The sequence below is a fragment of the Acidiphilium cryptum JF-5 genome (assembly GCF_000016725.1).
Lineage (GTDB): Bacteria > Pseudomonadota > Alphaproteobacteria > Acetobacterales > Acetobacteraceae > Acidiphilium > Acidiphilium multivorum.
Window position 1 is genome coordinate 226,202 of record NC_009484.1, and the last position, 24,261, is coordinate 250,462.

A 24,261-nucleotide genomic window follows, 5' to 3' on the forward strand; every position below is an offset into this window, starting at 1 on the left:
CAATTTGTTGCCTCCCGGAAGGGGCGGGACTAAGGTCTGGCCCGCCCGCCGGGGGATCCGACTGCCGACTTCAGTCCGTTCGTCAACCGGACCGGCGGGGCGGCGGATGGCCCTTGACGCGCCAATGACAGGAGCGCCCATGACATTCGACCGCGATACCTTCCGTGCCCGGCTTGCGGGCATTTCAGGGATTCTGGCCACGCCCTTCGACGGAAATGACCGTCTCGACACCGCCCGGCTCAGGCCGGTGGTGGAACGGGCGGTGGCCGCCGGGGTGCATATCCTCACCGCAAACGGAAATACCGGCGAATTCTACGCGCTAACGACCGATGAGGCCGAGCGCGCGGTGCATGCGGCGGCGGAACTGGTCGCCGGCCGGGTGCCGCTGATCGCGGGCATCGGGCGATCGATCGGCGACGCGCTGGCGCTGACCCGCGCTTCCCGCGCCGCCGGTGCCTCGGCGCTGATGGTTCACCAGCCGCCCGATCCGTTCGTCGCGCCGCGCGGCGTGGTCGAGTATGTGCGCCGGGTTGCCGAGGCCGGGCAGGGGCTGCCGGTGGTGATCTATCTGCGCAATGACGGGATCGGCCTCGATGCGATCGGCGATCTCTGCGCCATCCCCGAGGTCGTCAGCGTGAAATGGGCGACGCCGGCGCCGATGCGCCTGGCCGCGGCGATGAAGCGGGCCGATCCGGCACTGATCTGGGTCGGCGGGCTCGCGGAGACCTGGGCACCCGCGTTCTACGCGGTCGGCGCGCGGGGCTTCACCTCGGGGCTGATCAATGTCTGGCCGGCGCATTCGCTCGCCATTCATGCCGCGCTGGAAGATGGCGACTATGCGAAGGCGCGCGCGCTAATCGAGGTGATGGAGCCGTTCGAGGCGCTGCGCGCCGAGGAGGGCAACGGCACCAACGTGTCGGTAGTCAAGGCGGCGCTGGCGCTGATGGGCGAGGATTGCGGGGCGGTGCGCCCGCCGGGCGCCTGGCCGCTTGCCGAGCGGCAGCAGGCGGAACTGCATCGGAATCTTGTGACCTGGGGTTTGCTGAAGGAGCACGCGGCATGACAGCGGAAATCGATATTGCGGAAGGGATCACCCTTCTCGGCGCGGGCCTCGTGAAGACGGGGGGTGTCGCGTTTCACGGCAGGACGGCGGCGACCGGCGAGCCACGCGCGCCCGGTTTCGGCGAGGCTGGCGCTGCCGAGGTGGCACTGGCCTGCGCGCGGGCCGAAGCGGCGTCGGTCGCGTTCGCGGACAGCACACCGGAGGCCCGCGCCGCCTTTCTCGAGGCGGCTGCGGCCAACATCATGGCGCTGGGCGACCGGCTGGTGGAGGCGGCCTGTGCCGAAAGCGGGCTGCCGCGCGGGCGGATCGAGGGGGAGCGTGGCCGCACCTGCGGGCAGTTGCGGATGTTCGCCGGCGTGCTGCGCGCCGGGCGCTTCGCCGACCTGCGGATCGATACCGCGCAGCCGGCGCGCCAGCCCCTGCCGCGGCCGGATCTGCGGCTGCGGAACATTCCGCTTGGCCCGGTCGCGGTGTTCGGGGCCAGCAATTTCCCGCTGGCGTTCTCCGTGGCTGGCGGGGATACGGCGTCTGCCCTCGCGGCGGGATGCCCAGTGGTGGTGAAGGCGCATCCGGCGCATCCGCTGACCTCGGCGCTGGTGGGGCATGCTGTGGCGGACGCCGTCGCGTCCTGCGGATTGCCGGAGGGCGTGTTCACGGTGCTGTTCGGCGCGGGCAACGAGCTTGGCGGGGCGCTTGTGGCCGATCCACGCATCAAGGCGGTCGGGTTCACCGGCTCGCGCGGCGGCGGGCTCGCTCTCGCGGCGATCGCAGCGCGGCGGAAGGAACCGATTCCGGTGTACGCCGAGATGAGCAGCATCAATCCCGTCCTGCTCATGCCTGGCGCGCTGGCACGGCGCGGTGCAGGACTCGGCACCGCTTTCGTGGGGTCGCTCACGCTCGGTGCCGGCCAGTTCTGCACCAATCCTGGCCTGCTGCTCGCCATCGAGGGCGAGGGATTGCAGGCCTTTCTCGACGCGGCACGCGCGGGTCTTGCGGCGGCGGCGGCGCAGACCATGCTCACCGGCGCCATTCGCAGTGCCTGTGAACGGGGGATCGAGGCGAGGGCCGCTGAGCGCGGTGTGGAAGAGGTGGCGCGCGGGCCGGGCGGGGCGCTGTTCGCCACGGATGCCGCGACATTCCTGGCTACCCCCTCGCTCGCCGAGGAGATCTTCGGCGCAGCCGGGATACTCGTCCGCTGCCGCGACGCGGCCGAGCTGCGGCAGGTCATCGTCGGTCTCGAAGGGCAGCTGACCGCGACGCTGCATCTCGAACCCGAGGATCATGCCGCGGCGCGCGACCTGCTGCCGCTGCTGGAGCGCAAGGCCGGGCGCATCCTGGCCAATGGATGGCCGACCGGCGTCGAGGTCTGCGAGGCCATGGTGCATGGCGGACCGTTCCCGGCGACGACCGATTCGCGGACGACATCGGTGGGCTCCAAGGCGATCGAGCGGTTCCTGCGCCCGGTCTGCTACCAGGACCTGCCGGCGGACCTGCTGCCGACGGCGCTGGCGGACGGCAATCCGCTCGCCATGCCGCGGCTTGTCGACGGCGTGATGCGGGACTGAGGCATACCTACCGTCCACCGGGCCGCGGTCAGCGGCCCGTGCGGGCGCGCCAGGCGGCGAAACGGGTTTCGGTTTCCGGATCGGTCGGCGGATAGAGGCCGAGGATCGTCGCGCCGGCCTTCACCTGCTCGGTCACGAAATCCTCGAAGACCGTCATCTCCGTAGCCTCGTCGGCGAGTTCGTCGGCGAGGTGGGCGGGAATCACGATGGCGCCGTCGGCGTCGCCCACGATCACGTCGCCAGGGAAGACCGGCGCGTCGCCGCAGCTGATCGGGTCGTTGATGGCGATGGCCTGGTGCAGGGTGAGATTGGTCGGCGCGCTGGGACGCACGTGATAGGCAGGGAAGCCGAGCGCGGCGATTTCGGCGCTGTCGCGAAAGCCGCCATCGGTGACGATGCCGGCAGCGCCCCGCTGCATCAGCCTGGTGACGAGAATGCCGCCGGCCGAGGCGGCGCGGGCATCCTTGCGGCTGTCGATTACCATCACCGCGCCGGGCGGGCAGGTCTCGATCGCCTGGCGCTGCTTGTGATCGCGATCGCGGAAGACGGTGATCGGGTTGAGGTCTTCGCGCGCTGGAATGTAGCGCAGGGTAAAGGCCTCGCCGACCATGCTCCGTTCCGGCGGGCTCAGCGGCAGCGCGCCCTGGATGAACTGCTGGCGCAGGCCGCGCTTGTAGAGCGCGGTGGCCAGGGTCGCCGTGCTGACACGGGTGAGTTTTTCGCGCGTATCCGGCTTGAGCATCGGTTCCTCGCTGCCGGCCGGAAGGTGCAGGTTTCCCGGCCCATGTTGCTGGACGACAGCGCCGGCTGGCGGGATTGCCGCCCGCGTGTCGTGGTGGTGGGTGCGTAAGACAGTCCGGGATTGACCATGCATGGCGCTGTCGGGTCAATGCGCCGGCCGGGAGACCTGATGCGACCATGGCGCGGGCTGCGGTCGATCGTTCGCACTGCCGATCAACGGCAATTGACTCATCTCAATGCCGTGATCCCCTTTGCCGCCTAGTATCCCGAATCTGAAATCCATCGGATTTCAGATTCAAAGTGGACACTGGAAAAAACAATATTTTAGTGACCTACTTGTCCCTGAAATTCACCCACGAATTTCAGGGGCAGGACACTAAAGCATCATCCGATCGGATAGAGTCATCTGATCAAATAAAGATGCCATGATTATCAATATGATAGAGCACTGCTTCGGATTCCCCTGGATGAAAGGCGGCCCGCGATGCCGAACCTGATCCGTACCGGCCTTCTGATGGCGGCATTGACCGCGCTGTTCGTGGCGATCGGCTACTGGATCGGGCGAGGAGCGGGGGCAGCCATCGCGCTCGCATTCGCCGCGGCAGGGAACTTCGTGGCATATTGGGTGTCCGACCGGGCGGTGCTGGCGATGTACGGTGCGCAGCCGGCGAATCAGGCCGCGTTTCCGCGCCTCGTTGCGCAGGTGGATCGGCTGGCGAGCAAGGCGGGACTGCCGCCGCCGCGCGTTTATGTCATCGACAACGATCAGCCGAACGCCTTCGCCACGGGGCGGAACCCGCAACATGCCGCCATAGCCGTCACGACCGGACTGCTCGGGGCGCTGGATGAGGCCGAACTTGCCGGCGTGATCGCCCATGAACTGTCGCATATCCGGCACCGCGACACGCTGACGATGACGGTCACGGCGACGCTGGCCGGCGCGATCGGGATGATTTCGAACCTTGCCATTTTCTTCGGCGGCAGCGACGAGCGACGGAGTTCACCCTTCGCCGGCATTGCCGGACTGCTCCTTCTGCTTCTTGCGCCGCTGACAGCCACGCTGGTGCAGCTTGCCATTTCCCGCACCCGCGAATATGCGGCGGATGCCCGCGCCGCTTCTCTCACGGGCCAGCCGCTGGCTCTTGCCCGCGCGCTGATGCGCATCGACGAGATGGCGCGCTGGGTTCCGAATGACGATGCCGAACGCAACCCCGCGACCGCTTCGCTGTTCATCGTCAACCCGCTCTCCGGCACCACGTTCGACACGTTGTTTGCCACCCATCCACCCATCCGCGAGCGCGTGGCCAGGCTGCGGCACATGGCGCAGTTCGACGTTTCGAAGAACTAACGAAGCGTCAATTTGTTGGGGTGAGGGAATTGGTACACGAGGAAGGCGGGCGTGCCGAGCGAGCGGCACGCCCGTGCGGGATCAGCCCGCCTTGATCTCGATCTTGCGCTCGGCGCGGATGGCCTCGGGGCGCTTGGGCAGCGTGATCGTGAGCACGCCGTTCGCAAAGCGTGCCTCGATCTTCGATGCGTCGGCGCCGGCAGGTAGGCTGAAGCGACGCTCGAACTTGCCGTAACGCCGTTCGCAGAGTTGGTAGTCCGCTTCTGAGGTTTCCTGCTCGGTCCGTTTTTCGCCGGTGATCGCGAGCGTGTCGTCGGTGGCCTTGATCTCGACATCCTTTTCCGTCAGTCCGGGCAACTCTGCCGTGATGACGAAGGCTTTTTCCTGTTCGACGATATCCACCGCGGGAGCGCCAAGGCCGCGCGAGAGGAACGGTTCGAAGGGCAGGCTGGTGGGCAGGGCGCGACGCAACAGGCCACCGTCGAAATCCTCGAAGAGCCGGTTCACTTCGCGGCGCAGGGACTCGAACGGGCGCCAGAACTCGGGCGCCGCCTGCGGGCGGCGTTCGGGTTCCGCCGCTTTCGGCCGGGGTTCGACCTGGGTACTCGGCATGGCGATTCTCCTTTCCTGAAGACGATTTTTCAAAAACCGTCGACGGCTTGAGACGTTAGCTTTGGCTGGTGCTCCGGCATTGATCTGGGTCAACGGTGATGGCGGTGATACCAGGTGCAATGTCTCGGCCGGTTCGACCGGATCATGGATTTTGCAGCAGATTTCGGAACGTACGGGACGGGTTCCGGCAAGCTTCGGGCGGCATCGGCCTTTCGGGCGATGCCGCGGGGCTTATCGGATGAACCGCCGTCGCCTACTGGTCGGCCGGCGGTTCGATTTCCGGTGCGTCGATATCCGGCTCTGGTGTTTGCGGGCTTGGCACCTCGATCTCCGGCGCCTCGACCTCCGCGGCTTCGGTATCGGGCGTTTCACCCACCTCTGGGGGTTCGACGTCGCCCGAAGCGTGGGCGGTGCCGGGATTTCCGGCCGGGCCCTCATTCGTGCGGACCTCTGCAGCGGCGGAGGATTTCGTGGTGCTGCCGCTTGGGCCCGCCTTGGTCGCGGGCGGTTCGGATTGCGGCAGCGACGGGACTTCGGGCGTGACTTCCGTGGCCGAGATCTCGCCGTTTTCCGCGATCTCGCCGACGACTTCGACGGGGTAGAGGCCGGAGAGTCGTTGCCGGCCGGCCCGCTCGGTCGCTTCCATTCCGTCGGCGGCCAGCAGCCGGCCATTGCCGGTCGAGCGGAAATAGTTCCGGACCTCGACCCGCGTTCCCGGCGCGCCGAGCTGGATCGGTCGCGGTTCGAGCGTGGTCAGTACAGGGTGGCCGTTGACGATGATGCCAGAGGCAACGACACGCTCGCCGGCATGGAGCCCAGCGATTTGTGCCGGGTCGGCGCGCAGGGTGAGGCGGCCTATCGTTACGTGGCCTGCCCCGGCAGTGTTCACCGCGGCTTCGAGCCGGAAGGCGTGCGTCGGCGGCAGGACCGTAACCCGGTGTGCAACCCATTCGCCATTCGCCAGGCGCTGTGCCGAGAGTCCGACCACCTGCCCGGGGCGAAGCCGCGGCGGCCGCACGCTGGCGCCGAGGGTGACCGTCTGCCGCAGCACGGTGATGACATGCCCGCCATCCGCCACGTGCGAGACCGGCCCGATGATCGCCTGCCAGGTGGCGATGCTGCGGGCGAACCCGCCATGCGCTCCGATGGCGACGCCGCGCACGAGGGCGATGTCGCCGACCCGCAGGCTCGCCACGGTTGCCGGATGACCGTCGATCGTCACCAGCGTGTCCGCGTCGATCCGGTATTCGCGGCCATTGACGAAGACGCTGCCGAATCGCTGGATGGGGCCATAGCCGACGATCGGGGCGCCGGTGCCGCCGATGCCGCCGGGGGCGCGCTGGATGCCGGTGCCGCCGATGCCGCCGGTCTCCTCGCCGATCCCGGTGCCGCCGATGCCGCCGGCTTCCTGTTCAATGCCGGTGCCGCCGATGCCGCCCGCGCCCTGGGCCCTGGCGACGGGCAGGCCAAGAGAGAGAAGTGCTGCGATCAGCAGGGCGACGACGCGGGGCGCGCGCGCAGTGTGGCTGTCAGGGGCGGTCATCGGCGTCGGTCTCGTAATAATAGACGCCGAGGCGGAGGCGGCGCAGGGCTTCGCGTTCCGGATCACCGCCTGCGGCGTCCGTGCTGGCGAGATTGCCTTCGAGCAGTTGCTCGTTGCACTGGCGCAGCAGCCGGTCCGCCATGTCGGACAACACCGGACGGGCGGCGTTCAGGCGGCTGGCGCCGATGCCGTTATGAAACAGGGCGCGCTCGATGAAGACCGGCGTTTCACCGGCGAGATTATGGAAGGCGCTGCGCATGTGGTCGCCGACATTGGCGCCGAGGAAGAGAAGCTTTTCTCGCGGTTCGGTGGGGGTGAAGGCGGTGCGCAGGAGGCGCAGCCGGTCGTCCGCCAGGCGTTCGACGACGCCGGCGCGTTCAAGTTCCTCGATGACGGTGCGGGCCCGCACATCGACCTTGGCCGCCCGCAGGAGGGCGTCGAAACCGGGGTCGTCCCCCTCGCCGCGGGTCGTCAGGGGCAGGGGCGCGCCGTCCGGGCCGCGGAAGGCGGCGGCCGAGACCCAAGTGCCGACCACACGCGCGGCGGCGTTGACCCCGGCCATCCGGTCGCGCGGTTCGGCCGTGTCGGGGTGCGTGGCGATTTCGCGGAGCCGCTTGACCTCGCGGCGGTTGATACCGGTGACGACGCTGATCTGGCTGTCGGTCGGGGCTTCATCGCCCTCGTGCCCGCGCAGCGCCTCGTCCACATAGACGCGCTTGAGCAGGTCGCGGAACGCGATGTAACCCAGCCCCCGCCGCATGAGATAGGCGACGAGGGGGCGCAGCAGCCGGCGCAGCATGTGTTCGATATCAGATTCCATTCCTGCACGTCCGTCGCATGCCTGTCGGTCAGCGGATCCGGCACCCTGACCCATCAAACTGTGTGATAATATCCCACATAATGCAAGATATGAAAATTGCAATTCCATGACAGCGGCATGGCGCCTTGGATCGCCATATTCCGCTATGTTAATGGAACCGCGTGACAGGGGGGTAGGATGACCACCGGAGCCGGCGTGCGAGCGAAGGGCAGGGGCAGGGGTAGGGGTGTTCTGCTGCCCGCGCTGGCCGCTCTCGCTACGGCACAATGGCCGGTGCTGGTGCATGCGGCATCACCGGCGGGATTCACCATTGGACTCGAGCCGTCCTATTTCACCGGACGTTTCGGCACCAGGCACACGATTCACATCTACGATCTGCCGCTTTCGATCACCTATCGCCATCGGAACCTTCGATTACGGGTCGAGCTTCCCTACATTGCGGTCACCGGCGCCGGTATCGTTGCCGGGCAATCGATCATCGCCAGCACCGGGTCCGGCGCGGTGCGCAGCGGGCCCGGCGACATGTGGCTCAAGGCGGAGTACCGGCTCGATCGGGCGCGGGGTGTCCGGCCATCGTTCGAGCCTTATGTGAAGGTCAAGGTGCCGGTGGCCTCCTATGCCAAGGGGCTCGGCACCGGCCGCTTCGACGAGGAGGCCGGGCTGCGGATGGTCTGGCGGGCGGGTACGCGGGTGTTTCCCTACCTGCAACTGGGGTACCGCATTGTCGGCCGGTTGCCGGCACTTCACCTGCAGAACGTTGTGACGTTCGAGCCTGGCGTGGCCGTGGCGGTGGCGCCGCGCCAGTTCCTCAGCGTGATCGTGATCGGCCACACGCCGATCCAGAAGCGGCGGACTGCGGTGGCTTCTGCCATACTGGCATATAACCTGCGGATGAATTTCCGTTGGGAATTGCAGGTTTATGCGACCCGCGGGCTGACTTCGCAAAGCGCGGCGTTCGGCGCCGGCTTCGGCGTGATGGCGCATTTCTGAGGCGTTTTCAATAACTTGTAAAAGTTCATCGAACGAGGGCCGGAGCTGACGCCTGCACTCGGCGCGACTGGCTGCGCACGATCACGCTTGCTTTACTTCTTGACCGTGGAACTTTCTCCCACAATAATCCGCGCCGAGGCCGTCAGAAAGGAGCCCGAAATGCGTGACGTTCAGGTTGTCGAACTGGACAATGGTCCGGGAGGCGCAGGGGCGGTCTGGCGGCAGGGGTGGATGCCGGGGCGTGATCCGCGGGACGCCGAGGCGGGAGACCGGGATCCGGCGCCTTCCGAGCGCCGTCATCAGGGCAATGCCCGCAGGGCCAGGCTGCGCCCGCTCATTCCGTGTGCCGGACGGGTCGGGCCGGCGGTGGTTTTCCTGTATTCTCACGACACGTTCGGCCTCGGGCATCTGCGGCGGAACCTCGCGATCGCCGAGCGCCTGCTGGAGGCCGGTCAATTCTCGGTCCATCTGCTGACCGGCTCGCCGGTCATCGCCCAGTGGCGGCTGCCCTCGGGACTGCATGTGCATCCGCTGCCGCCGGTGGTGAAGACCGGCGCGGAAACCTATGCGGCCCGCGAAGCCGGGCATAGTTTCGGTCTGGTCAAGGGGTATCGCGCCGCGCTGATCCTCACGCTCGCGCTGCGCTACCGGCCGGATATCTTCCTTGTCGACCACGCGCCGGCGGGGATGAACGGGGAAATCCTGCCCACGCTCGCGATGATGCGCCGCGACCTGCCGGACACGCGGGTGATGCTCGGGCTGCGCGACATTCTCGACAGTCCGGACACGGTGCGCGCCACCTGGGCCGAGCAGGAGATCCTGCCGCTGCTCGAGCAGGCGTATGACGACATCCTCGTCTATGGGTCGCGCAAGCTGTTCGACGTCGTCGATGCCTACGGAATCGCGGGCGAGACGGCTGCGCGGGTGCGCTATTGCGGCCATGTCGTTGCTGCCGATCTGCTGCGGCCGGATGCCGAGGAAGGCACGCCGTGCTGGTCCGCCGCGCGAGCTGCGGGGCGCAAGGTCGTGCTGGTGACGGCGGGTGGCGGCGGCGACGGGTTCGCGCTGATGGAGGCCTATCTGCACGGCCTGTCGCGAATGGCGCCGGGAGCCTGCCATTCGGTGATCGTCACCGGTCCGCTGATGTCGGTCGACCAGCGTGCGGCGCTCACCGCCACGGCGGCGGGGCGGGAGGACATCGATCTCGTCGATTACATCACCGACCCGCTGCCGAGCCTGCGTGCCGCCGATCTCGTGATCGCGATGGCGGGCTACAATACCAGCGCAGAACTGATCGCCGCGCGCAAGCGGACGATCCTGGTGCCGCGGCCAGCGCCGCGGGCGGAACAACGTCTACGGGCGCATCTGCTGGCCCGTCTCGGCCTTGTGCGCGCCATCGAGCAGGGGCCGGATCTCGCCGACCGTCTCGCGCGGGAGATTCCGGCCGCCCTCGCCGCGCCGCCGCCTTCGTCCGTTGCCTGGGCGCAACTCGACCTCAACGGCGCCGAACGCGTCGCCGCCCATCTTGCAACCGCCATCGAGGCGCGTTCGGCCGCCTCCGGCATTGCCGGGGAGTTTGCCTGATGCCTGCCTTTGCCTATCTCGATCTCGCCGGAGAGCCGGACCTCGCGGATGCGCCGATCGCCTATGTCATGAAGCGTTATCCGCGCCTGACCGAGACCTTCATCCTCAACGAGATCCGCGCGATGGAGCGGCTCGGGACGAAGCTGCACATCGTCTCGCTGCTGCCGCCGGAACCACCTCCGCATCATCCGATGGTCGCCGAGGTGGAGGCGCCGCTGCATCCTGTGCCGGCGGCAAGCGCCCGGGCAGGACGGCGGGAGATTGCCCACGCCCATGCCCGCGCTATCGCTGCCGCGCCGCTGCGCTATCTTGGCGCCGTCGCCCGTGCCGCGCTGTGGTGCACGCGGTCGCCTACGCCGCTTTCGGTCTGGAAGCAGTTCCTGCGCGGCGGCGTGATCGCGACCTTGTGCCGGACCCACGGCATCCGCCATATCCACGCCCATTTCGCCAATGCGCCGGCAGCCTCGGCCTGGTTCGCCAGCATGATGACCGGGCTGCCGTTCAGCTTCACGGCGCATGCCAAGGATCTCTATCTCACGCCGCCGGAGGTGATCCGCAAGCGCGGCCAGGCCGCGCGCTTCGTGGCCACCTGCACGGGCTACAATGTGCGGTATCTGGCTTCGCTGCTCGGTGACCAGGCCGACAAGATCCATCTTGTCTATCACGGTATCGATCTCGGCCTGTTCGGCGCCCGCAAGGTGGCCGAGGCGAAGCCGGCGGAAGGCCGGCTGATTCTCTCGGTGGGCCGGCTCGTGCCCAAGAAGGGCCATGATGACCTGATCGCCGCCTGCGCCCTGCTGCGTGATCGCGGGATTGCGTTCCGCTGCCGGATCGTCGGCGAGGGGCCGCTGCGGGCGGAACTGCAGGCGCAGATCACGGCGAGCGGGCTGGAGGGCATCGTGACGCTCGACGGCGCGATGACCCATGCCGACCTGATCACGCTCTATGGCACCGCCGATGCCTTCGCGCTGGCGCCGCGCATCACCGAGGATGGTGACCGGGACGGGATTCCGAATGTGATTGCCGAAGCGATGGCGATCGGCGTGCCGGTGGTCTCGACCAGCGTATCGGGGATTCCCGAACTGGTGCGCGACGGCGAGACCGGGCGGCTGGTGCCACCGCGCGACCCCGCGGCGCTGGCCACGGCGATCGAGGCAACGCTGGCCGATCGCGCGCAGGCGCGGCGCCTGGCGGCGGCAGGTCGGGCGCGGCTCGAGGGCGAGTTCGACCTGTGGAAGACGACGCGTCGGCTGCACGCGCTCTTCGGCTGCGCCGAGTGCGAGGAGGCGCCGCCGAAAGGCGGTTCGCGGTTCCGCGCCGAGGGTCTGGCGGCGCAGCCCTCCCTGGCGGAGGTCGCGCCATGAAGATCCTGTATCTCAATCTCGACCGCGGCATTCCGGTCGAGGGTGACAAGGGTGCTTCGGTGCATGTGCGCGAATTCGTCACGGCCGCGGCGGCGCTCGGCCATGAGGTGACGCTCGCCTGCACCACGCGCGGCGTCGGTAACCCGCCGCCGCCGGCGCGGATCCTGCAATTCGGCGCGCCGCCGGCCGACATGTCGATCGGCAACGAGATCGAGCGGCGCGAGCGTGTGCGTCTCGATCATGACGGGTTGGTCGCGGACCGGATCTGCTCGACGCTTGCCCGCCTCGGCATCGAGCCGGATCTGGTCTACGAGCGGCACGCGCTGTTCCATCGCGCTGGCGTTTCCATCGCTGCGCGGCTCGGCGTGCCGCGGATTCTCGAGGTCAATGCGCCGCTGGTCGAGGAGCAGCGGCGATTCCGTGGCCTGTATCTCGTCGATGAGGCGCTGGAGGCCGAGGAAGCCTCGTATCGCGGGGCGGATGCAATCATCGCCGTCTCGCGGCAGGTGGCGGCGCAGGTCGCCGGCGTGATCGGCCGGACCGATCGCATTCATGTCGTGCCGAACGGTGTCGATCTGGCGCGGTTCGCCAATGTTGATGCCATCGGGGCGGTGATCCGTGCCCGGCTCGGGCTCGCCGGCCGGCGGATTGCCGGCTTCATCGGCAGTTTCAAGACCTGGCATGGCGTGCCGTTCCTGATCGAGGCGATTGCGGCCGCTGCGGCGTGGCATCCTGACCTGCACCTTCTTGCGGTCGGTGACGGGCCGGAGCGCGAGGCCGTGGCGGCACTTGTGGCGAAACTCGGCCTCGCCAACCGGGTGACGCTGCCGGGACGCATCCCGCATGGCGAGATTCCAGGCTGGCTCGGGGCGATGGACTTCACCGTTGCCCCCTATCTGCCGCAGCCGGATTTCTATTTCTCGCCGCTGAAGATTTTTGAGTCGCTGGCGGCCGGGCGCGCGGTGGTTGCGCCGGAGATCGGCGAGATCGACGGCATCGTCGCCCATGGCGAAACGGGGCTGCTCTATCCGGCCGGCGATGGTATTGCGCTGCAGGCGGCGCTGTCGCGCCTGCTTGCCGATCAGGCCGCCTGCCAGACGATGGGTTGGCGTGGCCGGCAACGGTTGGCCGGGCGCGACTGGCGTGACGTGGTGCGGCTCTGCCTCGCCCTCGCACCGGTCCGGCTGCCCGCATGACCGGGCCGGGCGGGGCCTGGCTCCGCGCCTATCTCCGCTCGGAATGGCGGGCGCTTTCGGCTGGTGCCGCGGTGATGGCGGCGCGGGCCGGCGTTTTGCTGATGCTTCCCTGGCCGCTGAAATTCATCATCGACAACGTGATCTTCCAGCGCCGGCTGGCGCCCTGGCTGCACGGGGTGCTGCCCGATCCGCTCACCCATCGGATGGCGCTGCTCGACACGCTCGGCCTCGCCATGCTCGGGCTCGGCATCGCCGACGCGCTGCTGGTCTATCTCGGCAACCGGCTGTTTCTCGATGCCGGGCAGCGGATCGTCTTCGCCATCCGCGCCGACCTGTTCGCGCATCTGCAACGCCTGTCGCTCGCCTTTCACCGCCGCCAGCGCGCCGGCGAGCTGATGGCGCGGCTGACCGGCGATGTGCGGCAATTGCAGGATTTCATCGTCGCGGTGGGGATCGACCTGCTGCCGCACGGGCTGACCATTCTCGGCATGGCGACGGTCATGCTGCTGATCGACTGGCGGTATGCGCTGATCGCGCTGTCGGTGGCACCGCTGCTGTTCTGGATCGCGCGGGTCTATGCGGGGCGGCTGCGCCACGCGCTGCGCCAGGTGCGGCGGCACGAGACGACGCTGAGCGGGGTGATGCAGGAAATCCTCGGCAGCGTGCAGGTGGTGCAGGCCTTCGGCCGCGAACCGCACGAGGACGGGCGGTTCGGCGCCCATGCCGGCCGCAGCCTCGAAGCCGGGCTGCACGCCAATGCGGTGCAGGCGCAGTTCAGCCCGGTGATGAACCTCGCCATCGCGGTCGCGACCGGAGCGATCGCCTGGTATGGCGCGGCGACGGTGATTCGCGGCACGCTGACGCCGGGGGAATTGCTGATCTTCCTCGCCTATCTGCGCGGCATCGCCACCCCGGCGCGGCAGCTCGCCAAGACCGGGCGGGTGTTCGGCCGGGCGTCCGTCGCGATCGAGCGGATCGGCGAATACCGGGCCGAGCGGTCGAGTGTCGCGGAGGCGCCGGAGGCGCTGCCCTTCGCCGGGCGGGCGTCGCGGATCGAATTCCGCGAGGTCGGCTTCGGCTACCGCGACGATCACGAGGTGCTGCACGGCGTTTCCTTCGCGCTGGAGGCCGGGCGCACCATCGCACTGGTGGGCGCGACCGGCTCGGGCAAGAGCACGATCGCGAGCCTGATCCCGCGCTTCTACGACGCGACATCCGGTGCCGTGCTGCTCGACGGGCAGGATATTCGCGGGTTGCGCCTCGCGGATCTGCGCCGACAGGTGGCCCTCGTGCTGCAGGACCCGGTGCTGTTCCAGGCGAGTGTGTGGGAGAACATCGCCTATGGGCGCGAGGGCGCGGGGCGGGACGAGGCGATCGCGGCGGCGCGTGCGGTCGGGATCGATGCGATGGTCGAGGGCCTGCCCGATGGGTTCGACACCATGGTCGCCGAGCGCGGGCAGAGCCTGTCCGGCGGGCAGCGGCAGTGCATCGCCATCGCCCGCGCCATGCTGTGCGACGCGCCGATCGTCATTCTCGACGAGCCGAGCAGCAGCCTCGATGCCGGCACCGAGCGGCGGGTGATGGCGGCGCTCGACCGGCTGGCGGCGAACCGCGCCGCCCTGGTGATCGCGCACCGGCTCTCCACCGTGCGCGCCGCCGACGAAATCCTGGTGCTCGACGATGGCCGCATCGTCCAGCGCGGCACGCATGAGGCGCTGCTGGCCGAGGGCGGCCGATATAAAGCGCTCTGGCAGGCGCTGCGCGACGATTCTCCTTCTCCCCAACTTCGCCTGGTGGCTCAATGACCCGTTCCGTTCCCGCTGTTCCACGTCTGCTCGCGGGCATCGTCGCCGGTGCCGCTCTTGCCGTGCCGCTGCGCGCCGCTCGCGCCGATCCATGGATTCCGGCGGCGGGGGATGGCGTCGTCAAGCCGATGGTGCGGCTGTTTCACGGCAACCAGGCGTTTCCCGCCGGCGGCTTCACCACCAATGCGCTGCGCGGGTCGAGCGAGAGTTCGAAGCAGTATCGCGTCACCGGGGTACAGGGGATCGGGCATGATCTGTCGATCGAATACGATCTGCGCGGCGGCCGGGTGCGCAGCTTCGCCGACCGCCATCATATCCCGACGGCGAGCGTTTCGTCCGGCCTGCAGGACGAGGAAATCGGCCTGAATTACGGGCTGATCCAGACGGCGCGTTTCGCGGACTCCATCACGCTGAATGTCATCGTCCCGGCGGGGCGGACAAAGCCTTCGCCCGCGCTCGGCACCGGGCGATGGTCGGTGGAGCCGGATTTCCAGGCCGGGATCTCGCGGCCCTGGGGCAGCCTGACGATGGTCGCGGGGGCGCGCATGTTCCTCGACGGGGCGGCGACGCAGCTGCGCGCGACGATCGATCTATCGCTCCATCTCACCCGCCGGCTCGCGCTGACCGGCGAGGTGTTCGCGGTGAAGACGATCCGGCAGAGCGGCACGATTCCGCCCGGCGCGCAGGGCGAGATTTACAATCTGGTGCGGCCGGCGGTCGGCCTGACCTGGCGGTTGACCAAGGTGATACGGCCGTTCCTGCTCTACGAGGTGAACGTGGCGGGGGAGGGAATTCATGCCGGCAGCCGGCTGGAGCTGGGCGTTGCAGTGCATTACTGACCCGCGCGCCGGCGGCCGGGCGCTGCTGCTCGCACGGCATGGACGGACGGCGTGGACCGGCGAGGGCCGCTATCAGGGCCGCAGCGACCTGCCGCTCTCGCCCGAGGGCTGGGCGGATGCCGCCGGCCTTGCCGCCGCGCTGAGCGACGAGCCGCTCGTTTCGATCTATACCAGCCCGCTGCTGCGGGCGCGGCAGACGGCCGGCTGCATCGCCGCGCGGCGTGGCGACGTCGCGGTGATCGTCGATGACCGGCTGGCCGAGATCGCTTTCGGCGACTGGGAGGGACGCACCCAGACCGAAATCCGCGCCGCAACACCCGAGGCGCTGCGGTGCTGGAAGCGCGATCCCGGCGGGATGCGCTTTCCCGGCGGCGAGACGCTGGCCGAGGCGCGGGCGCGGTTGCATGGATTTTTCGCCGATCTGCCGCAGCGGGGTGGGGCCGTTCTGGCCGTGACCCATGCCGGCATGATCCGCCTCGCCTGTCTCTGCGCCGAGGGGCGTGGCGATGACGGGTTTCGCGGCATCAGGATCGCACCCTGCGCGGTGCGGCGCTTCTCCCTAGGCGGCGCGGCTGTTGTGGCGCCGCCTTTCCAACATGAAACCGTGGAGTGAACCGATGCGCATCGTCATGATCGGCGCCGGCTATGTGGGGCTCGTCTCCGGCGCCTGCTTCGCCAGCATGGGCACCGAGGTGATCGTCGTGGAAAAGGACCCGTGCCGCGTCGCGGCGCTGCAGGCGGGGCGGATTCCGATCTATGAGCCCGGGCTGGAGCGGCTGGTCGCCGACTCCGTGCGGGCGGGGCGGCTTCGCTTCGAGGCCGCGCTCGACCGCGCGCTGCCCGGCGCCGACGCCGTATTTCTCGCCGTCGGCACGCCGTCGCGCCGGGGCGATGGCCATGCCGATCTGTCCCATGTGTTCGCCGCCGCCGCCGAGCTGGCCGCAGCCTTGCCGGCGCCGACCGTGCTGGTGACGAAATCGACCGTGCCGGTGGGCACCGGGCGGCGGCTCGCCGCGCTGATGCGCGAGATCCGGCCGGATCTCGACGTGCCTGTGGCCTCGAACCCGGAATTCCTGCGCGAGGGCAGCGCGATCGAGGATTTCATGCGGCCGGACCGGATCGTCGTCGGCACCGACAGCGTGCAGGCCGAGGCGGTGCTGCGCGCGCTCTACCGACCGCTCAACCCGGCCGGGGTGACGCTGCTCTGCACCGGGCTGGAGACGGCGGAGCTGATCAAATACGCGACCAACGCCTTCCTCGCGATGAAGATCACCTTCATCAACGAGATGGCGGATCTGTGCGAGCAGGTCGGGGCGGATGTTCACGAACTGGCCCGCGGCATGGGGCTCGACCGGCGGATCGGCCCGAAATTCCTGCATCCCGGCCCCGGTTTCGGCGGCTCGTGCTTCCCGAAGGACACCCAGGCTCTGATGCGGATCGCCCAGGATGCGCATGCGCCGGCGCGGCTGGTCGAGACCGTGGTGAGCGTGAACGAGGCGCGCAAGGCCGCGATGGCTGGGCGGATCCTCGCAGCCTTCGGCGGCACGGTGCGGCGGCGGCGGATCGCCGTGCTCGGCCTGACCTTCAAGCCGGAGACCGACGACATGCGCGACTCCCCGGCGATCCCGATCGTGCATCGGCTGGTCGAGCTTGGCGCCGAGGTGGTGGCCTACGATCCGGCCGGGATGGAGCAGGCGCGGCGGGACCTGCCGGCGGAGGTGGTCTATGCGTCGGGTGCCGCTTCGGCGCTTGCCGGGGCGGATGGCGCGGTGCTGGTGACCGAATGGAACGAGTTCCGCGCCCTGGCGCCGGACTGGCTGCGCGCGACGATGCGCGGGCGCGTCGTCGTCGATCTGCGCAACGTATTCGACCCGGCGGCGATGCGCGCGGCGGGGCTCGACCATCACGCGATCGGCCGGCCGGCGCCGCATCGAGCACTTGCCGGCGAGGCGGAGCTGGCGCTCGCCGCTGCGGATTAGGCCCCGGCGGCGCCGACGGTCATGCCGCCGCAGACATAGAGCACCTGGCCGGTGACGAAGCCGCTGCGCTGGTCGAGCAGATAGGCGATTGCGTGCGCCACGTCCGCCGGGGTGCCGATCCGGCGGACCGGGATGCCCTCGATGATCGCCGTGGTGCGCGGATCGTCCGGCGGGTTTACCCGGTCGAACAGCTCGGTGCGGATCGGGCCGGGGCCGATGGCGTTGGCGGTGATGCCGAAGCGGCCGAGTTCCAGCGCCCAGACCTTCGCCATGCCGATCAGCCCGGCCTTGGTCGCGGCGTAGGCGGTGCGGTCTTCCTTGCCGAGGGCGGCGCGCGAGGCGATGTTGACGATGCGGCCGAACCCGGCCGCCTTCATGCCGGGCAGCAGCGCCTGCACGCATTGCAGGCTGCAGCGCAGGTTGAGCGAGACCACGGCGTCGAGATCGGCCACGGTCTGCGCCTCGACCGGGGCGGGGCGGACAGTGCCGACATTGTTGACCAGCCGGGTGATCGGCCCGCCGCGCAGCGCCTCGGCTAGGGCGGCCTCGGTCGCCGCCGGGTCCGACAGGTCGGCGACGATGCCATCGCCGATCCGGTCGATCACCACGACCTCGTAGCCCTCCTCGCGGCAGCGCGCGACGCTCGCCGCGCCGATGCCCGCAGCCCCGCCCGTGACCAGCACCCGTTCCTTGGCCATTGTTCCTCCCGACAGACAAAAGGCCGGCGCCGTGGATCCGGCGCCGGCCTCTCTTCAAGCCGTCATGCCGCCGCCCCCGTCAAGGGGCGGCGCGGGTGCGCTCAGGCGGCCTTCGCCATGTTGCGCAGCACGAAGTGCAGGATGCCGCCGTTCTGGTAGTAGAGCACCTCGTCGCGGGTATCGACGCGGCAGAGCAGCGAGACCTTGTCGGTCGTGCCGTTGGCGCGGCGGATCACCATGTCGAGATCCATGCGTGGCGAGAGGTTTTCGAGGCCGACGATGTCGATCGTCTCGTCGCCCTTCAGCGCCAGCGTCTTGCGGGTCGTGCCGTCCTTGAAGACCAGCGGCAGCACGCCCATGCCGACCAGGTTCGAGCGGTGGATGCGCTCGAAGCTCTCGGCGATGACCGCCTTGACGCCGAGCAGCACGGTGCCCTTCGCCGCCCAGTCGCGCGAGGAGCCGGTGCCGTATTCGCGGCCGGCGAAGACCACCAGCGGCACGCCCTCCTTCTTGTAGCGCATCGCCGCGTCGTAGATCGACAGCTGCTCGCCCGAGGGGAAGTGCTTCGAGTAGCCGCCCTCGACATTGTCCAGCATCTCGTTGCGGATGCGGATGTTGGCGAAGGTGCCGCGCATCATGATTTCATGATTGCCGCGGCGCGAGCCGTAGGAGTTGAAGTCCTTCTGCTGGATCTGGCGCTCGAGCAGGTATTCGCCGGCCGGCGTCGTCTTGCGGAAGGAACCGGCCGGGGAGATGTGGTCGGTGGTGATCGAGTCGCCGAGCAGGGCGAGGATGCGCGCGCCCGTGATGTCCTTTACCGGCGCCGGCTCCTTCGTCATGCCCTCGAAATAGGGCGGGTTCTTGACGTAGGTCGAACTGTCCGACCAGCGATAGGTGTCCGACTCGCCCTCAACGGCGATCGCCTGCCACTGCTTCGGCCCCTTGAACACGTCGCCATAGCGATCGAGGAACATCTCCCGGGTGAGCGAGGACTGCACCATCGCCGCGATCTCGGCGGTGGTCGGCCAGATGTCCTTCAGGAAGACGTCGTTGCCGTTCTTGTCCTTGCCGATCGGGTCCTTGGTGATGTCCTTGCGCATGGTGCCGAGCAGCGCGTAGGCGACGACCAGCGGCGGCGAAGCGAGGTAGTTCGCCCGCACGTTCGGATGCACGCGGCCCTCGAAATTGCGGTTGCCCGACAGCACCGAGACGGCGACCAGCTTGTTGTCCTCGATCGCATCGGCGATCGCGTCATCCAGCGGGCCGGAATTGCCGATGCAGGTGGTGCAGCCATAGCCCACCGTCTCGAAGCCCAGCGCGTCGAGATCGTCCTGCAGGCCGGCGCGGTTGAGATATTCGGTGACGACCTGCGAGCCGGGGGCGAGGGAGGTCTTGACCCAGGGCTTCGGCGTGAGGCCGAGGGCGCGGGCCTTGCGGGCGACGAGGCCGGCGGCGATCAGCACCGAGGGGTTGGACGTGTTGGTGCAGGAGGTGATCGCGGCGATCACAACGTCGCCATGGGTGAGCGAGAAATTCTTCCCCTTCACCTCGGCGGTGACGCCGGCCTTGTCCGCCGGGACGCCGAGACCTTTGGTCAGCTCGGCCTCGAAGGCGGAGGACGCCTGCGACAGCGCGACCCGGTCCTGCGGGCGCTTCGGCCCGGCGAGCGACGGCTCGACGGTGGAGAGATCGAGTTCCAGCGTGTCGGAGAACACTGGATCGGCGCCCTCGCGCCACAGGCCCTGGGCCTTGGCGTAGGCCTCGACCAGCTTGATGCGGTGCTCGTCGCGGCCGGAGAGGCGCATGTAGTCGAGCGTGATGCCATCGACCGGGAAGAAGCCGCAGGTCGCCCCGTATTCCGGCGCCATGTTGGCGATCGTCGCGCGGTCGGCCAGCGGCAGGTGGTCGAGGCCCTCGCCGTAGAATTCGACGAACTTGCCGACAACGCCTTTCTTGCGCAGCATCTGGGTGACGGTCAGCACCAGGTCGGTCGCGGTGATGCCCTCGCGCAGGCTGCCGGTGAGGCGGAAGCCGATCACGTCCGGGATCAGCATGGCGATCGGCTGGCCGAGCATGGCTGCCTCGGCCTCGATGCCGCCGACGCCCCAGCCGAGCACGCCGAGGCCGTTGACCATCGTGGTGTGGCTGTCGGTGCCGAACAGCGTGTCCGGATAGGCATAGTTCTTGCCGTTGGCCGCGGACGTCCAGACGGTCTGGGCGAGATATTCGAGGTTGACCTGGTGGCAGATGCCGGTGCCGGGCGGGACGACGCGGAAATTGTCGAACGCCTCCTGGCCCCAGCGGAGGAATTCATAGCGCTCGCCGTTGCGCTCGAACTCGATGTCGACGTTCTTTTCCAGGGCGTCCTTGCGGCCGTACACGTCGACCATCACCGAGTGGTCGATGACGAGATCCACGGGGACCAGCGGGTTGACCTTCTCGGCCTTGCCGCCGAGGCGAAGAATGCCGTCGCGCATCGCCGCGAGGTCGACCACCGCCGGCACGCCGGTGAAGTCCTGCATCAGGATGCGGGCTGGGCGGAACGGCACGTCCTTGTCGGAATGGGCCTGGGCGGTCCACTCGACCAGCGCCTTCGCGTCATCGACCGTGCAGGCCGAACCGTCCTCGAAGCGCAGGACGTTCTCCAGCAGGATTTTCAGTGTCCGCGGCAGGCGGGAAATGTCGCCGAGCTTTTCAGCGGCGGCATTGAGTGCGAAATAGGCGTAGTCCTTTCCATCGACGCTCAGCGTCTTTTCCACTTGCAGACTGTCCCGTCCGATCATGCTCATCGCGTTCGCTCCTCTTCGCGCGCCACTGCGGTGCGTTGCGCCGCAGCAAAACCCGGTTTCGCGCCGCTTAAATCACGGTGCGGCGCCCGCGTCCATGTCCCGCGCCGGTCGCTAGCCATGTTGGAAGCGAAGGGCCTCGCTGCGATACGCGGTGAACGTCTCGTGTTCCGGGACATCTCGTTCCGGCTGGAACGGGGCGGGGCGCTGGTGCTGGTCGGGCCGAACGGGGCGGGGAAGTCCTCGCTCATCCGCCTGCTCGCCGGGTTGACGCCGCCGGCGGCCGGCGAATTCGTCTGGGATGGCGAAAACGCGCTCGACGATCCGCCTCTGCACGCGACCAGGCTATGCTTCGTCGGCCATATGGACGCGATCAAGCCGGGGCTGAGCGTGGCGGAAAATCTTGGCCTCGATCGGAAGCGCCAGCGCGAGAACGTGCTGACGGCGCTGGCCAGCGTCGATCTCGAGCGGTTCGCCGATCTGCCGGCCCGGCTGCTCTCCTCGGGGCAGCGCCGCCGGCTGGCGCTGGCGCGGCTCGCTTTGTCCGATGCGCCGCTCTGGCTGCTCGACGAGCCGACCACCGGGCTCGATGCCGCCTCGGTTCGGCGGCTCGAGGCCAATATCGCCGCACATCGTGACCGTGGCGGCATGGTCATCGCGGCAACGCATCTTCCCCTCGACCTGCCGGGGGCCATACCGTTCGACCTGGCGAAAGCAGCGGCATGACACACTTCTTCTCCCTGATCCGCCGGGAGCTGATTCTCGCTCTCCGCCATGCGGGCGACTCGGTGGCCTCGCTCCTGTTCTTCGTGATCGCCGCCAGCCTGTTCGCCTTCGCGATCGGGCCGTCGGCCAATGTGCTGTCCGGCATCGCGCCGGGGGTGGTCTGGGTGATTGCGCTGCTGGCGGCGCTGCTGCCGCTCAACCGGCTGTTCGCCGCCGATTTCGAGGATGGTTCGCTCGACCAGCTGATGCTCTCCGGCCTTCCGGCCAGCGCCGTGGCGCTCGGCAAGATCGTCGGGCACTGGCTGACGACGGGGCTACCGCTGCTGGTCATCGCCGGGCCGGTCGCGATCATGCTGCGTCTCGACGGCGGCGCAGTGCCACAGTTGCTGGCGACGCTGCTGCCCGGGACGATGCTGTTGTCGCTCGTGGGTGGCATGAGCGCCGCCGTGACGCTCGGCGCCCGCGGCGGAACGGTGCTGCTCCCGTTGATCGCCCTGCCGCTGATGATTCCGGCGGTGATCTTCGGCGCGGCGGGGGCGGTGGCGCAGTCGCCCTTCGCCGAATTCGCGATGCTCGGCGGACTGCTTGCGCTGTTCCTGCCGATCGCTCCGCTGGCCGCCGGGGCGGCGCTGAGGGCGTCGGTCAGTTGACCTCCTGTAGCGGCGCGCAAGCGGCTTCGAGCCAGGTGCGCGTCGCTCCGTCCAGATGTGGGCCGATCATTGTCAGCACGCGGGCGTGGTAGGCGTCGAGCCAGGCGCGGGCGGCGGGACCGAGCAGGGTAGGGTCGATCAGCCGGCGGTCGAACGGGGCGAGGGTGAGCGGCTCGAATTCGAGGAAGGGCTTTGCCGCCCCGACCGGCGACGGGACGACCAGCAGCAGGTTTTCCAGCCGGATTCCGTAGCCGCCGGGTTCGTAATAGCCGGGTTCGTCGGACAGGATCATGCCCGGCGCGAGCGGGATCGGCTTCGCCAGCCGGTGAAAGCTCGCCGGCCCCTCATGCACCGAGAGATAGGAGCCGACGCCGTGGCCGGTGCCGTGATCGAAATCGAGGCCGGCGTCCCAGAGCGGCGCGCGGGCGAGAGCGTCGAGCTGCGGGCCGGACGTGCCTTGCGGGAAGCGCGCGCGTGCCAGGGCGATATGGCCCGCGAGCACGCGGGTGAAGCGGTCGCGCAACGTGGGCGGCGGTTCGCCCGGCCCGGTCCAGAGCGTGCGGGTCACATCCGTCGTGCCGTCGGGGTATTGGCCGCCGCTGTCGATCAGGTAGACCTCGTCGTGGCGGATCGGGCGGTCCGAGGCGGCGGTGACGCTGTAATGGATGATGGCGCCGTGCTCGCCTGCGCCGGAAATGGCAGGGAAGCTTTCGCCATGGAACTCGGGAGCGGTGCTGCGGAAGGCGAACAACTGCGCCGCGGCGCTTCGCTCGGTCTGGCCGCCCGCGGGCGAAGCTTCGGCGAACCAGGCGAGGAAGCGGCACAGTGCCACGCCGTCGCGCCGGTGCGCGGCGCGAGCGCCTTCCTGCTCGGTGGGGTTCTTGATCGCGCGCGGCAACACGCAGGGATCGCCGCCCGAGACGGTGATCGCCCCGGCATCCCCCAGCAACTGGCTGAAGCGGATCGGCGCCGTTGCCGGATCGAGGAGGACCCGCTTGCCGCGCAGCGTGGCGAGGCTCCGTTCCATCGCCGCGCGGGGGACGATCTCGACGCCGGCGCCGAGATGCGCGCGCGTTGCCGGCGGAACCCGCGCCGGGTCAATGAAGATGATTGCCGAACCGTCGCGCCGGAGCAGGGCGAAGCAGAGCACGATCGGCGTATGCGGCAGGTCCGCTCCGCGCAGGTTGAACAGCCAGGCAACGGCGTGCGGATCGGTCAGCATCACCGCGTCCGCTCCGTCCCGCGCGATGGCTTCGGCGATGCGGGAGCGCTTGGATTCGGCGGATTCCCCGGCAAATTCCGGCGGATGCGCAAGGGCCGGCGAGGCCGGCGGCGCTGGGCGGTCGGCCCAGAGCTGGTCGATCGGGTTGTCCACCGGGACCATGGTGAACCCGGCATCGGCATAGGTGGCGACGGCGTTGGCTGTCATTAGCCAGGGGTCGTAGCCGATCCGCGCGCCGGGCGCGGCCGATTTCAGCCATTCGACCGGCGGGGTCTCGACGATGTGACGCCGTTCCCAGGTCGCCGGGTCGGTCTGTTCGACGAGTTGCAGCGTGTAGCGGCCATCGGAGAAGACGGCGGCGCGGTCGGCGAGCACGATGGCAAGGCCGGCGCTGCCGGTGAAACCGGTGAGCCAGGCAAGACGGGACGCCGATTCGGGCACGTATTCGCCGAGAAACTCGTCATTCCGGGGCTGGATGAAGCCATCCAACCCCTGATCGTGAAGCGCATTTCTCAGGGAGTCGAATTGCGTTTTCATCATATCTTAACCAAAAACCCATCCGTTTTTTGCATGTCTGACAGAGAAATGTCTCGCTCCCCAAACCTTTGTTGCGGGATTATGTTGCACTGCGAAAAGACGATGATGGATGGCACTAAAGGACCAGCCGCATCGGGTTTCGCTCCTTAAACGATGGTGAAGTATCATGTCTTCCACGACCCATAACAAACAT

The 24,261-nt window shown here is 68.6% G+C and carries 20 protein-coding genes; 13 read left to right on the forward strand and 7 right to left on the reverse strand.

Going from position 1 to position 24,261, the window contains the following annotated elements; genetic code table 11:
• Positions 1–139 precede the first annotated feature (139 nt).
• Both ACRY_RS03415 and ACRY_RS03420 read left to right on the forward strand, forming a co-directional pair.
• A complete protein-coding gene (locus ACRY_RS03415) occupies positions 140–1,063 on the forward strand; it encodes a dihydrodipicolinate synthase family protein (RefSeq protein WP_011941343.1) in 924 nt (307 codons plus the stop codon).
• Complete coding sequence (locus tag ACRY_RS03420) at positions 1,060–2,628, forward strand: aldehyde dehydrogenase (NADP(+)) (RefSeq protein ID WP_011941344.1); 1,569 nt, start codon at positions 1,060–1,062, stop codon at positions 2,626–2,628. Before ACRY_RS03415 ends, ACRY_RS03420 begins: the two co-directional genes overlap by 4 nt.
• Before the next feature lie 28 nt (positions 2,629–2,656).
• Here ACRY_RS03420 and ACRY_RS03425 read toward each other — a convergent pair whose 3' ends face one another.
• Positions 2,657–3,370 (reverse strand): ribonuclease activity regulator RraA, encoded by a 714-nt coding sequence (locus ACRY_RS03425; RefSeq protein WP_011941345.1) that lies wholly within the window; start codon positions 3,368–3,370, stop codon positions 2,657–2,659.
• Between the two features lie 483 nt (positions 3,371–3,853).
• Here ACRY_RS03425 and ACRY_RS03430 point away from each other — a divergent pair, with 483 nt between their 5' ends.
• Positions 3,854–4,717, forward strand: a complete 864-nt coding sequence (locus ACRY_RS03430) for a M48 family metalloprotease (protein WP_011941346.1) — start codon at positions 3,854–3,856, stop codon at positions 4,715–4,717.
• A gap of 81 nt (positions 4,718–4,798) precedes the next feature.
• Here ACRY_RS03430 and ACRY_RS03435 read toward each other — a convergent pair whose 3' ends face one another.
• From ACRY_RS03435 to ACRY_RS03445, 3 genes are all read right to left on the reverse strand, one after another.
• Entirely contained in the window at positions 4,799–5,329 is a 531-nt protein-coding gene (locus ACRY_RS03435) for an Hsp20/alpha crystallin family protein (protein ID WP_011941347.1), read from the reverse strand.
• A gap of 253 nt (positions 5,330–5,582) precedes the next feature.
• A complete protein-coding gene (locus ACRY_RS03440) occupies positions 5,583–6,872 on the reverse strand; it encodes a DUF5666 domain-containing protein (protein WP_011941348.1) in 1,290 nt (429 codons plus the stop codon).
• Positions 6,859–7,692 carry a DUF6502 family protein gene (locus ACRY_RS03445; RefSeq protein ID WP_007422021.1) on the reverse strand — a complete coding sequence of 278 codons (834 nt, stop codon included), beginning with the start codon at positions 7,690–7,692 and terminating at the stop codon, positions 6,859–6,861. Before ACRY_RS03445 ends, ACRY_RS03440 begins: the two co-directional genes overlap by 14 nt.
• 177 nt (positions 7,693–7,869) lie before the next feature.
• On the opposite strand from ACRY_RS03445, the gene ACRY_RS03450 reads away from it, so the two are divergent.
• The 8 genes from ACRY_RS03450 to ACRY_RS03485 all read left to right on the forward strand — a co-directional run bounded on the left by ACRY_RS03450 (position 7,870) and on the right by ACRY_RS03485 (position 17,449).
• The gene (locus ACRY_RS03450) at positions 7,870–8,682 is read left to right on the forward strand and encodes a hypothetical protein (RefSeq protein WP_011941350.1); all 813 of its coding nucleotides are present in this window, start codon (positions 7,870–7,872) and stop codon (positions 8,680–8,682) included.
• Positions 8,683–8,841: 159 nt separating this feature from the next.
• Complete coding sequence (locus ACRY_RS03455; RefSeq protein WP_007422019.1) at positions 8,842–10,266, forward strand: glycosyltransferase family protein; 1,425 nt, start codon at positions 8,842–8,844, stop codon at positions 10,264–10,266.
• Positions 10,266–11,630, forward strand: coding sequence for a glycosyltransferase (locus ACRY_RS03460; protein ID WP_007422018.1), 1,365 nt, complete (start codon positions 10,266–10,268; stop codon positions 11,628–11,630). The genes ACRY_RS03455 and ACRY_RS03460 overlap by 1 nt, the downstream gene beginning before the upstream one ends.
• Positions 11,627–12,826 carry a glycosyltransferase gene (locus tag ACRY_RS03465; protein WP_011941351.1) on the forward strand — a complete coding sequence of 400 codons (1,200 nt, stop codon included), beginning with the start codon at positions 11,627–11,629 and terminating at the stop codon, positions 12,824–12,826. Before ACRY_RS03460 ends, ACRY_RS03465 begins: the two co-directional genes overlap by 4 nt.
• Positions 12,823–14,631 carry an ABC transporter ATP-binding protein gene (locus ACRY_RS03470; RefSeq protein WP_011941352.1) on the forward strand — a complete coding sequence of 603 codons (1,809 nt, stop codon included), beginning with the start codon at positions 12,823–12,825 and terminating at the stop codon, positions 14,629–14,631. Before ACRY_RS03465 ends, ACRY_RS03470 begins: the two co-directional genes overlap by 4 nt.
• Positions 14,628–15,470 carry a hypothetical protein gene (locus tag ACRY_RS03475; protein ID WP_011941353.1) on the forward strand — a complete coding sequence of 281 codons (843 nt, stop codon included), beginning with the start codon at positions 14,628–14,630 and terminating at the stop codon, positions 15,468–15,470. The genes ACRY_RS03470 and ACRY_RS03475 overlap by 4 nt, the downstream gene beginning before the upstream one ends.
• Entirely contained in the window at positions 15,427–16,083 is a 657-nt protein-coding gene (locus tag ACRY_RS03480; RefSeq protein ID WP_011941354.1) for a histidine phosphatase family protein, read from the forward strand. The genes ACRY_RS03475 and ACRY_RS03480 overlap by 44 nt, the downstream gene beginning before the upstream one ends.
• A gap of 4 nt (positions 16,084–16,087) precedes the next feature.
• The gene (locus tag ACRY_RS03485; protein WP_011941355.1) at positions 16,088–17,449 is read left to right on the forward strand and encodes a UDP-glucose dehydrogenase family protein; all 1,362 of its coding nucleotides are present in this window, start codon (positions 16,088–16,090) and stop codon (positions 17,447–17,449) included.
• Here ACRY_RS03485 and ACRY_RS03490 read toward each other — a convergent pair.
• Together ACRY_RS03490 and acnA are read right to left on the reverse strand one after the other, a co-directional pair.
• Complete coding sequence (locus ACRY_RS03490; RefSeq protein ID WP_011941356.1) at positions 17,446–18,147, reverse strand: SDR family oxidoreductase; 702 nt, start codon at positions 18,145–18,147, stop codon at positions 17,446–17,448. The two genes, ACRY_RS03485 and ACRY_RS03490, sit on opposite strands and share 4 nt — an antisense overlap.
• Positions 18,148–18,248: 101 nt before the next feature.
• Positions 18,249–20,936: an aconitate hydratase AcnA gene (gene acnA / locus ACRY_RS03495; RefSeq protein ID WP_007422011.1), complete on the reverse strand. Its 2,688-nt coding sequence runs from the start codon at positions 20,934–20,936 to the stop codon at positions 18,249–18,251.
• A 117-nt stretch (positions 20,937–21,053) separates the two neighbouring features.
• Between acnA and ccmA the strand changes: the two genes are divergently transcribed.
• Together ccmA and ccmB are read left to right on the forward strand one after the other, a co-directional pair.
• On the forward strand, positions 21,054–21,659 hold the full coding sequence (gene ccmA / locus ACRY_RS03500; RefSeq protein WP_138919157.1) for a heme ABC exporter ATP-binding protein CcmA: 606 nt from the start codon (positions 21,054–21,056) through the stop codon (positions 21,657–21,659).
• Positions 21,656–22,309 (forward strand): heme exporter protein CcmB, encoded by a 654-nt coding sequence (gene ccmB / locus ACRY_RS03505; protein WP_011941358.1) that lies wholly within the window; start codon positions 21,656–21,658, stop codon positions 22,307–22,309. The genes ccmA and ccmB overlap by 4 nt, the downstream gene beginning before the upstream one ends.
• Here the strand turns inward: ccmB and ACRY_RS03510 are convergent.
• Positions 22,302–24,071: an aminopeptidase P family protein gene (locus tag ACRY_RS03510; protein ID WP_011941359.1), complete on the reverse strand. Its 1,770-nt coding sequence runs from the start codon at positions 24,069–24,071 to the stop codon at positions 22,302–22,304. The two genes, ccmB and ACRY_RS03510, sit on opposite strands and share 8 nt — an antisense overlap.
• Positions 24,072–24,261: the final 190 nt, after the last annotated feature.

What these genes read in the sequence shown, in the direction of transcription:
- ACRY_RS03450 (WP_011941350.1), top strand. Translation starts at nt 7,870, where the DNA reads ATGACCACCGGAGCCGGCGTGCGAGCGAAGGGCAGGGGCAGGGGTAGG.
- ACRY_RS03420 (WP_011941344.1), top strand. Translation starts at nt 1,060, where the DNA reads ATGACAGCGGAAATCGATATTGCGGAAGGGATCACCCTTCTCGGCGCG.
- ACRY_RS03445 (WP_007422021.1), bottom strand. Translation starts at nt 7,692, where the DNA reads ATGGAATCTGATATCGAACACATGCTGCGCCGGCTGCTGCGCCCCCTC.
- acnA (WP_007422011.1), bottom strand. Translation starts at nt 20,936, where the DNA reads ATGAGCATGATCGGACGGGACAGTCTGCAAGTGGAAAAGACGCTGAGC.
- ACRY_RS03440 (WP_011941348.1), bottom strand. Translation starts at nt 6,872, where the DNA reads ATGACCGCCCCTGACAGCCACACTGCGCGCGCGCCCCGCGTCGTCGCC.
- ACRY_RS03460 (WP_007422018.1), top strand. Translation starts at nt 10,266, where the DNA reads ATGCCTGCCTTTGCCTATCTCGATCTCGCCGGAGAGCCGGACCTCGCG.
- ACRY_RS03480 (WP_011941354.1), top strand. Translation starts at nt 15,427, where the DNA reads ATGCCGGCAGCCGGCTGGAGCTGGGCGTTGCAGTGCATTACTGACCCG.
- ACRY_RS03490 (WP_011941356.1), bottom strand. Translation starts at nt 18,147, where the DNA reads ATGGCCAAGGAACGGGTGCTGGTCACGGGCGGGGCTGCGGGCATCGGC.
- ACRY_RS03485 (WP_011941355.1), top strand. Translation starts at nt 16,088, where the DNA reads ATGCGCATCGTCATGATCGGCGCCGGCTATGTGGGGCTCGTCTCCGGC.
- ccmB (WP_011941358.1), top strand. Translation starts at nt 21,656, where the DNA reads ATGACACACTTCTTCTCCCTGATCCGCCGGGAGCTGATTCTCGCTCTC.
- ccmA (WP_138919157.1), top strand. Translation starts at nt 21,054, where the DNA reads ATGTTGGAAGCGAAGGGCCTCGCTGCGATACGCGGTGAACGTCTCGTG.
- ACRY_RS03455 (WP_007422019.1), top strand. Translation starts at nt 8,842, where the DNA reads ATGCGTGACGTTCAGGTTGTCGAACTGGACAATGGTCCGGGAGGCGCA.
- ACRY_RS03415 (WP_011941343.1), top strand. Translation starts at nt 140, where the DNA reads ATGACATTCGACCGCGATACCTTCCGTGCCCGGCTTGCGGGCATTTCA.
- ACRY_RS03425 (WP_011941345.1), bottom strand. Translation starts at nt 3,370, where the DNA reads ATGCTCAAGCCGGATACGCGCGAAAAACTCACCCGTGTCAGCACGGCG.
- ACRY_RS03435 (WP_011941347.1), bottom strand. Translation starts at nt 5,329, where the DNA reads ATGCCGAGTACCCAGGTCGAACCCCGGCCGAAAGCGGCGGAACCCGAA.
- ACRY_RS03470 (WP_011941352.1), top strand. Translation starts at nt 12,823, where the DNA reads ATGACCGGGCCGGGCGGGGCCTGGCTCCGCGCCTATCTCCGCTCGGAA.
- ACRY_RS03510 (WP_011941359.1), bottom strand. Translation starts at nt 24,071, where the DNA reads ATGATGAAAACGCAATTCGACTCCCTGAGAAATGCGCTTCACGATCAG.
- ACRY_RS03475 (WP_011941353.1), top strand. Translation starts at nt 14,628, where the DNA reads ATGACCCGTTCCGTTCCCGCTGTTCCACGTCTGCTCGCGGGCATCGTC.
- ACRY_RS03465 (WP_011941351.1), top strand. Translation starts at nt 11,627, where the DNA reads ATGAAGATCCTGTATCTCAATCTCGACCGCGGCATTCCGGTCGAGGGT.
- ACRY_RS03430 (WP_011941346.1), top strand. Translation starts at nt 3,854, where the DNA reads ATGCCGAACCTGATCCGTACCGGCCTTCTGATGGCGGCATTGACCGCG.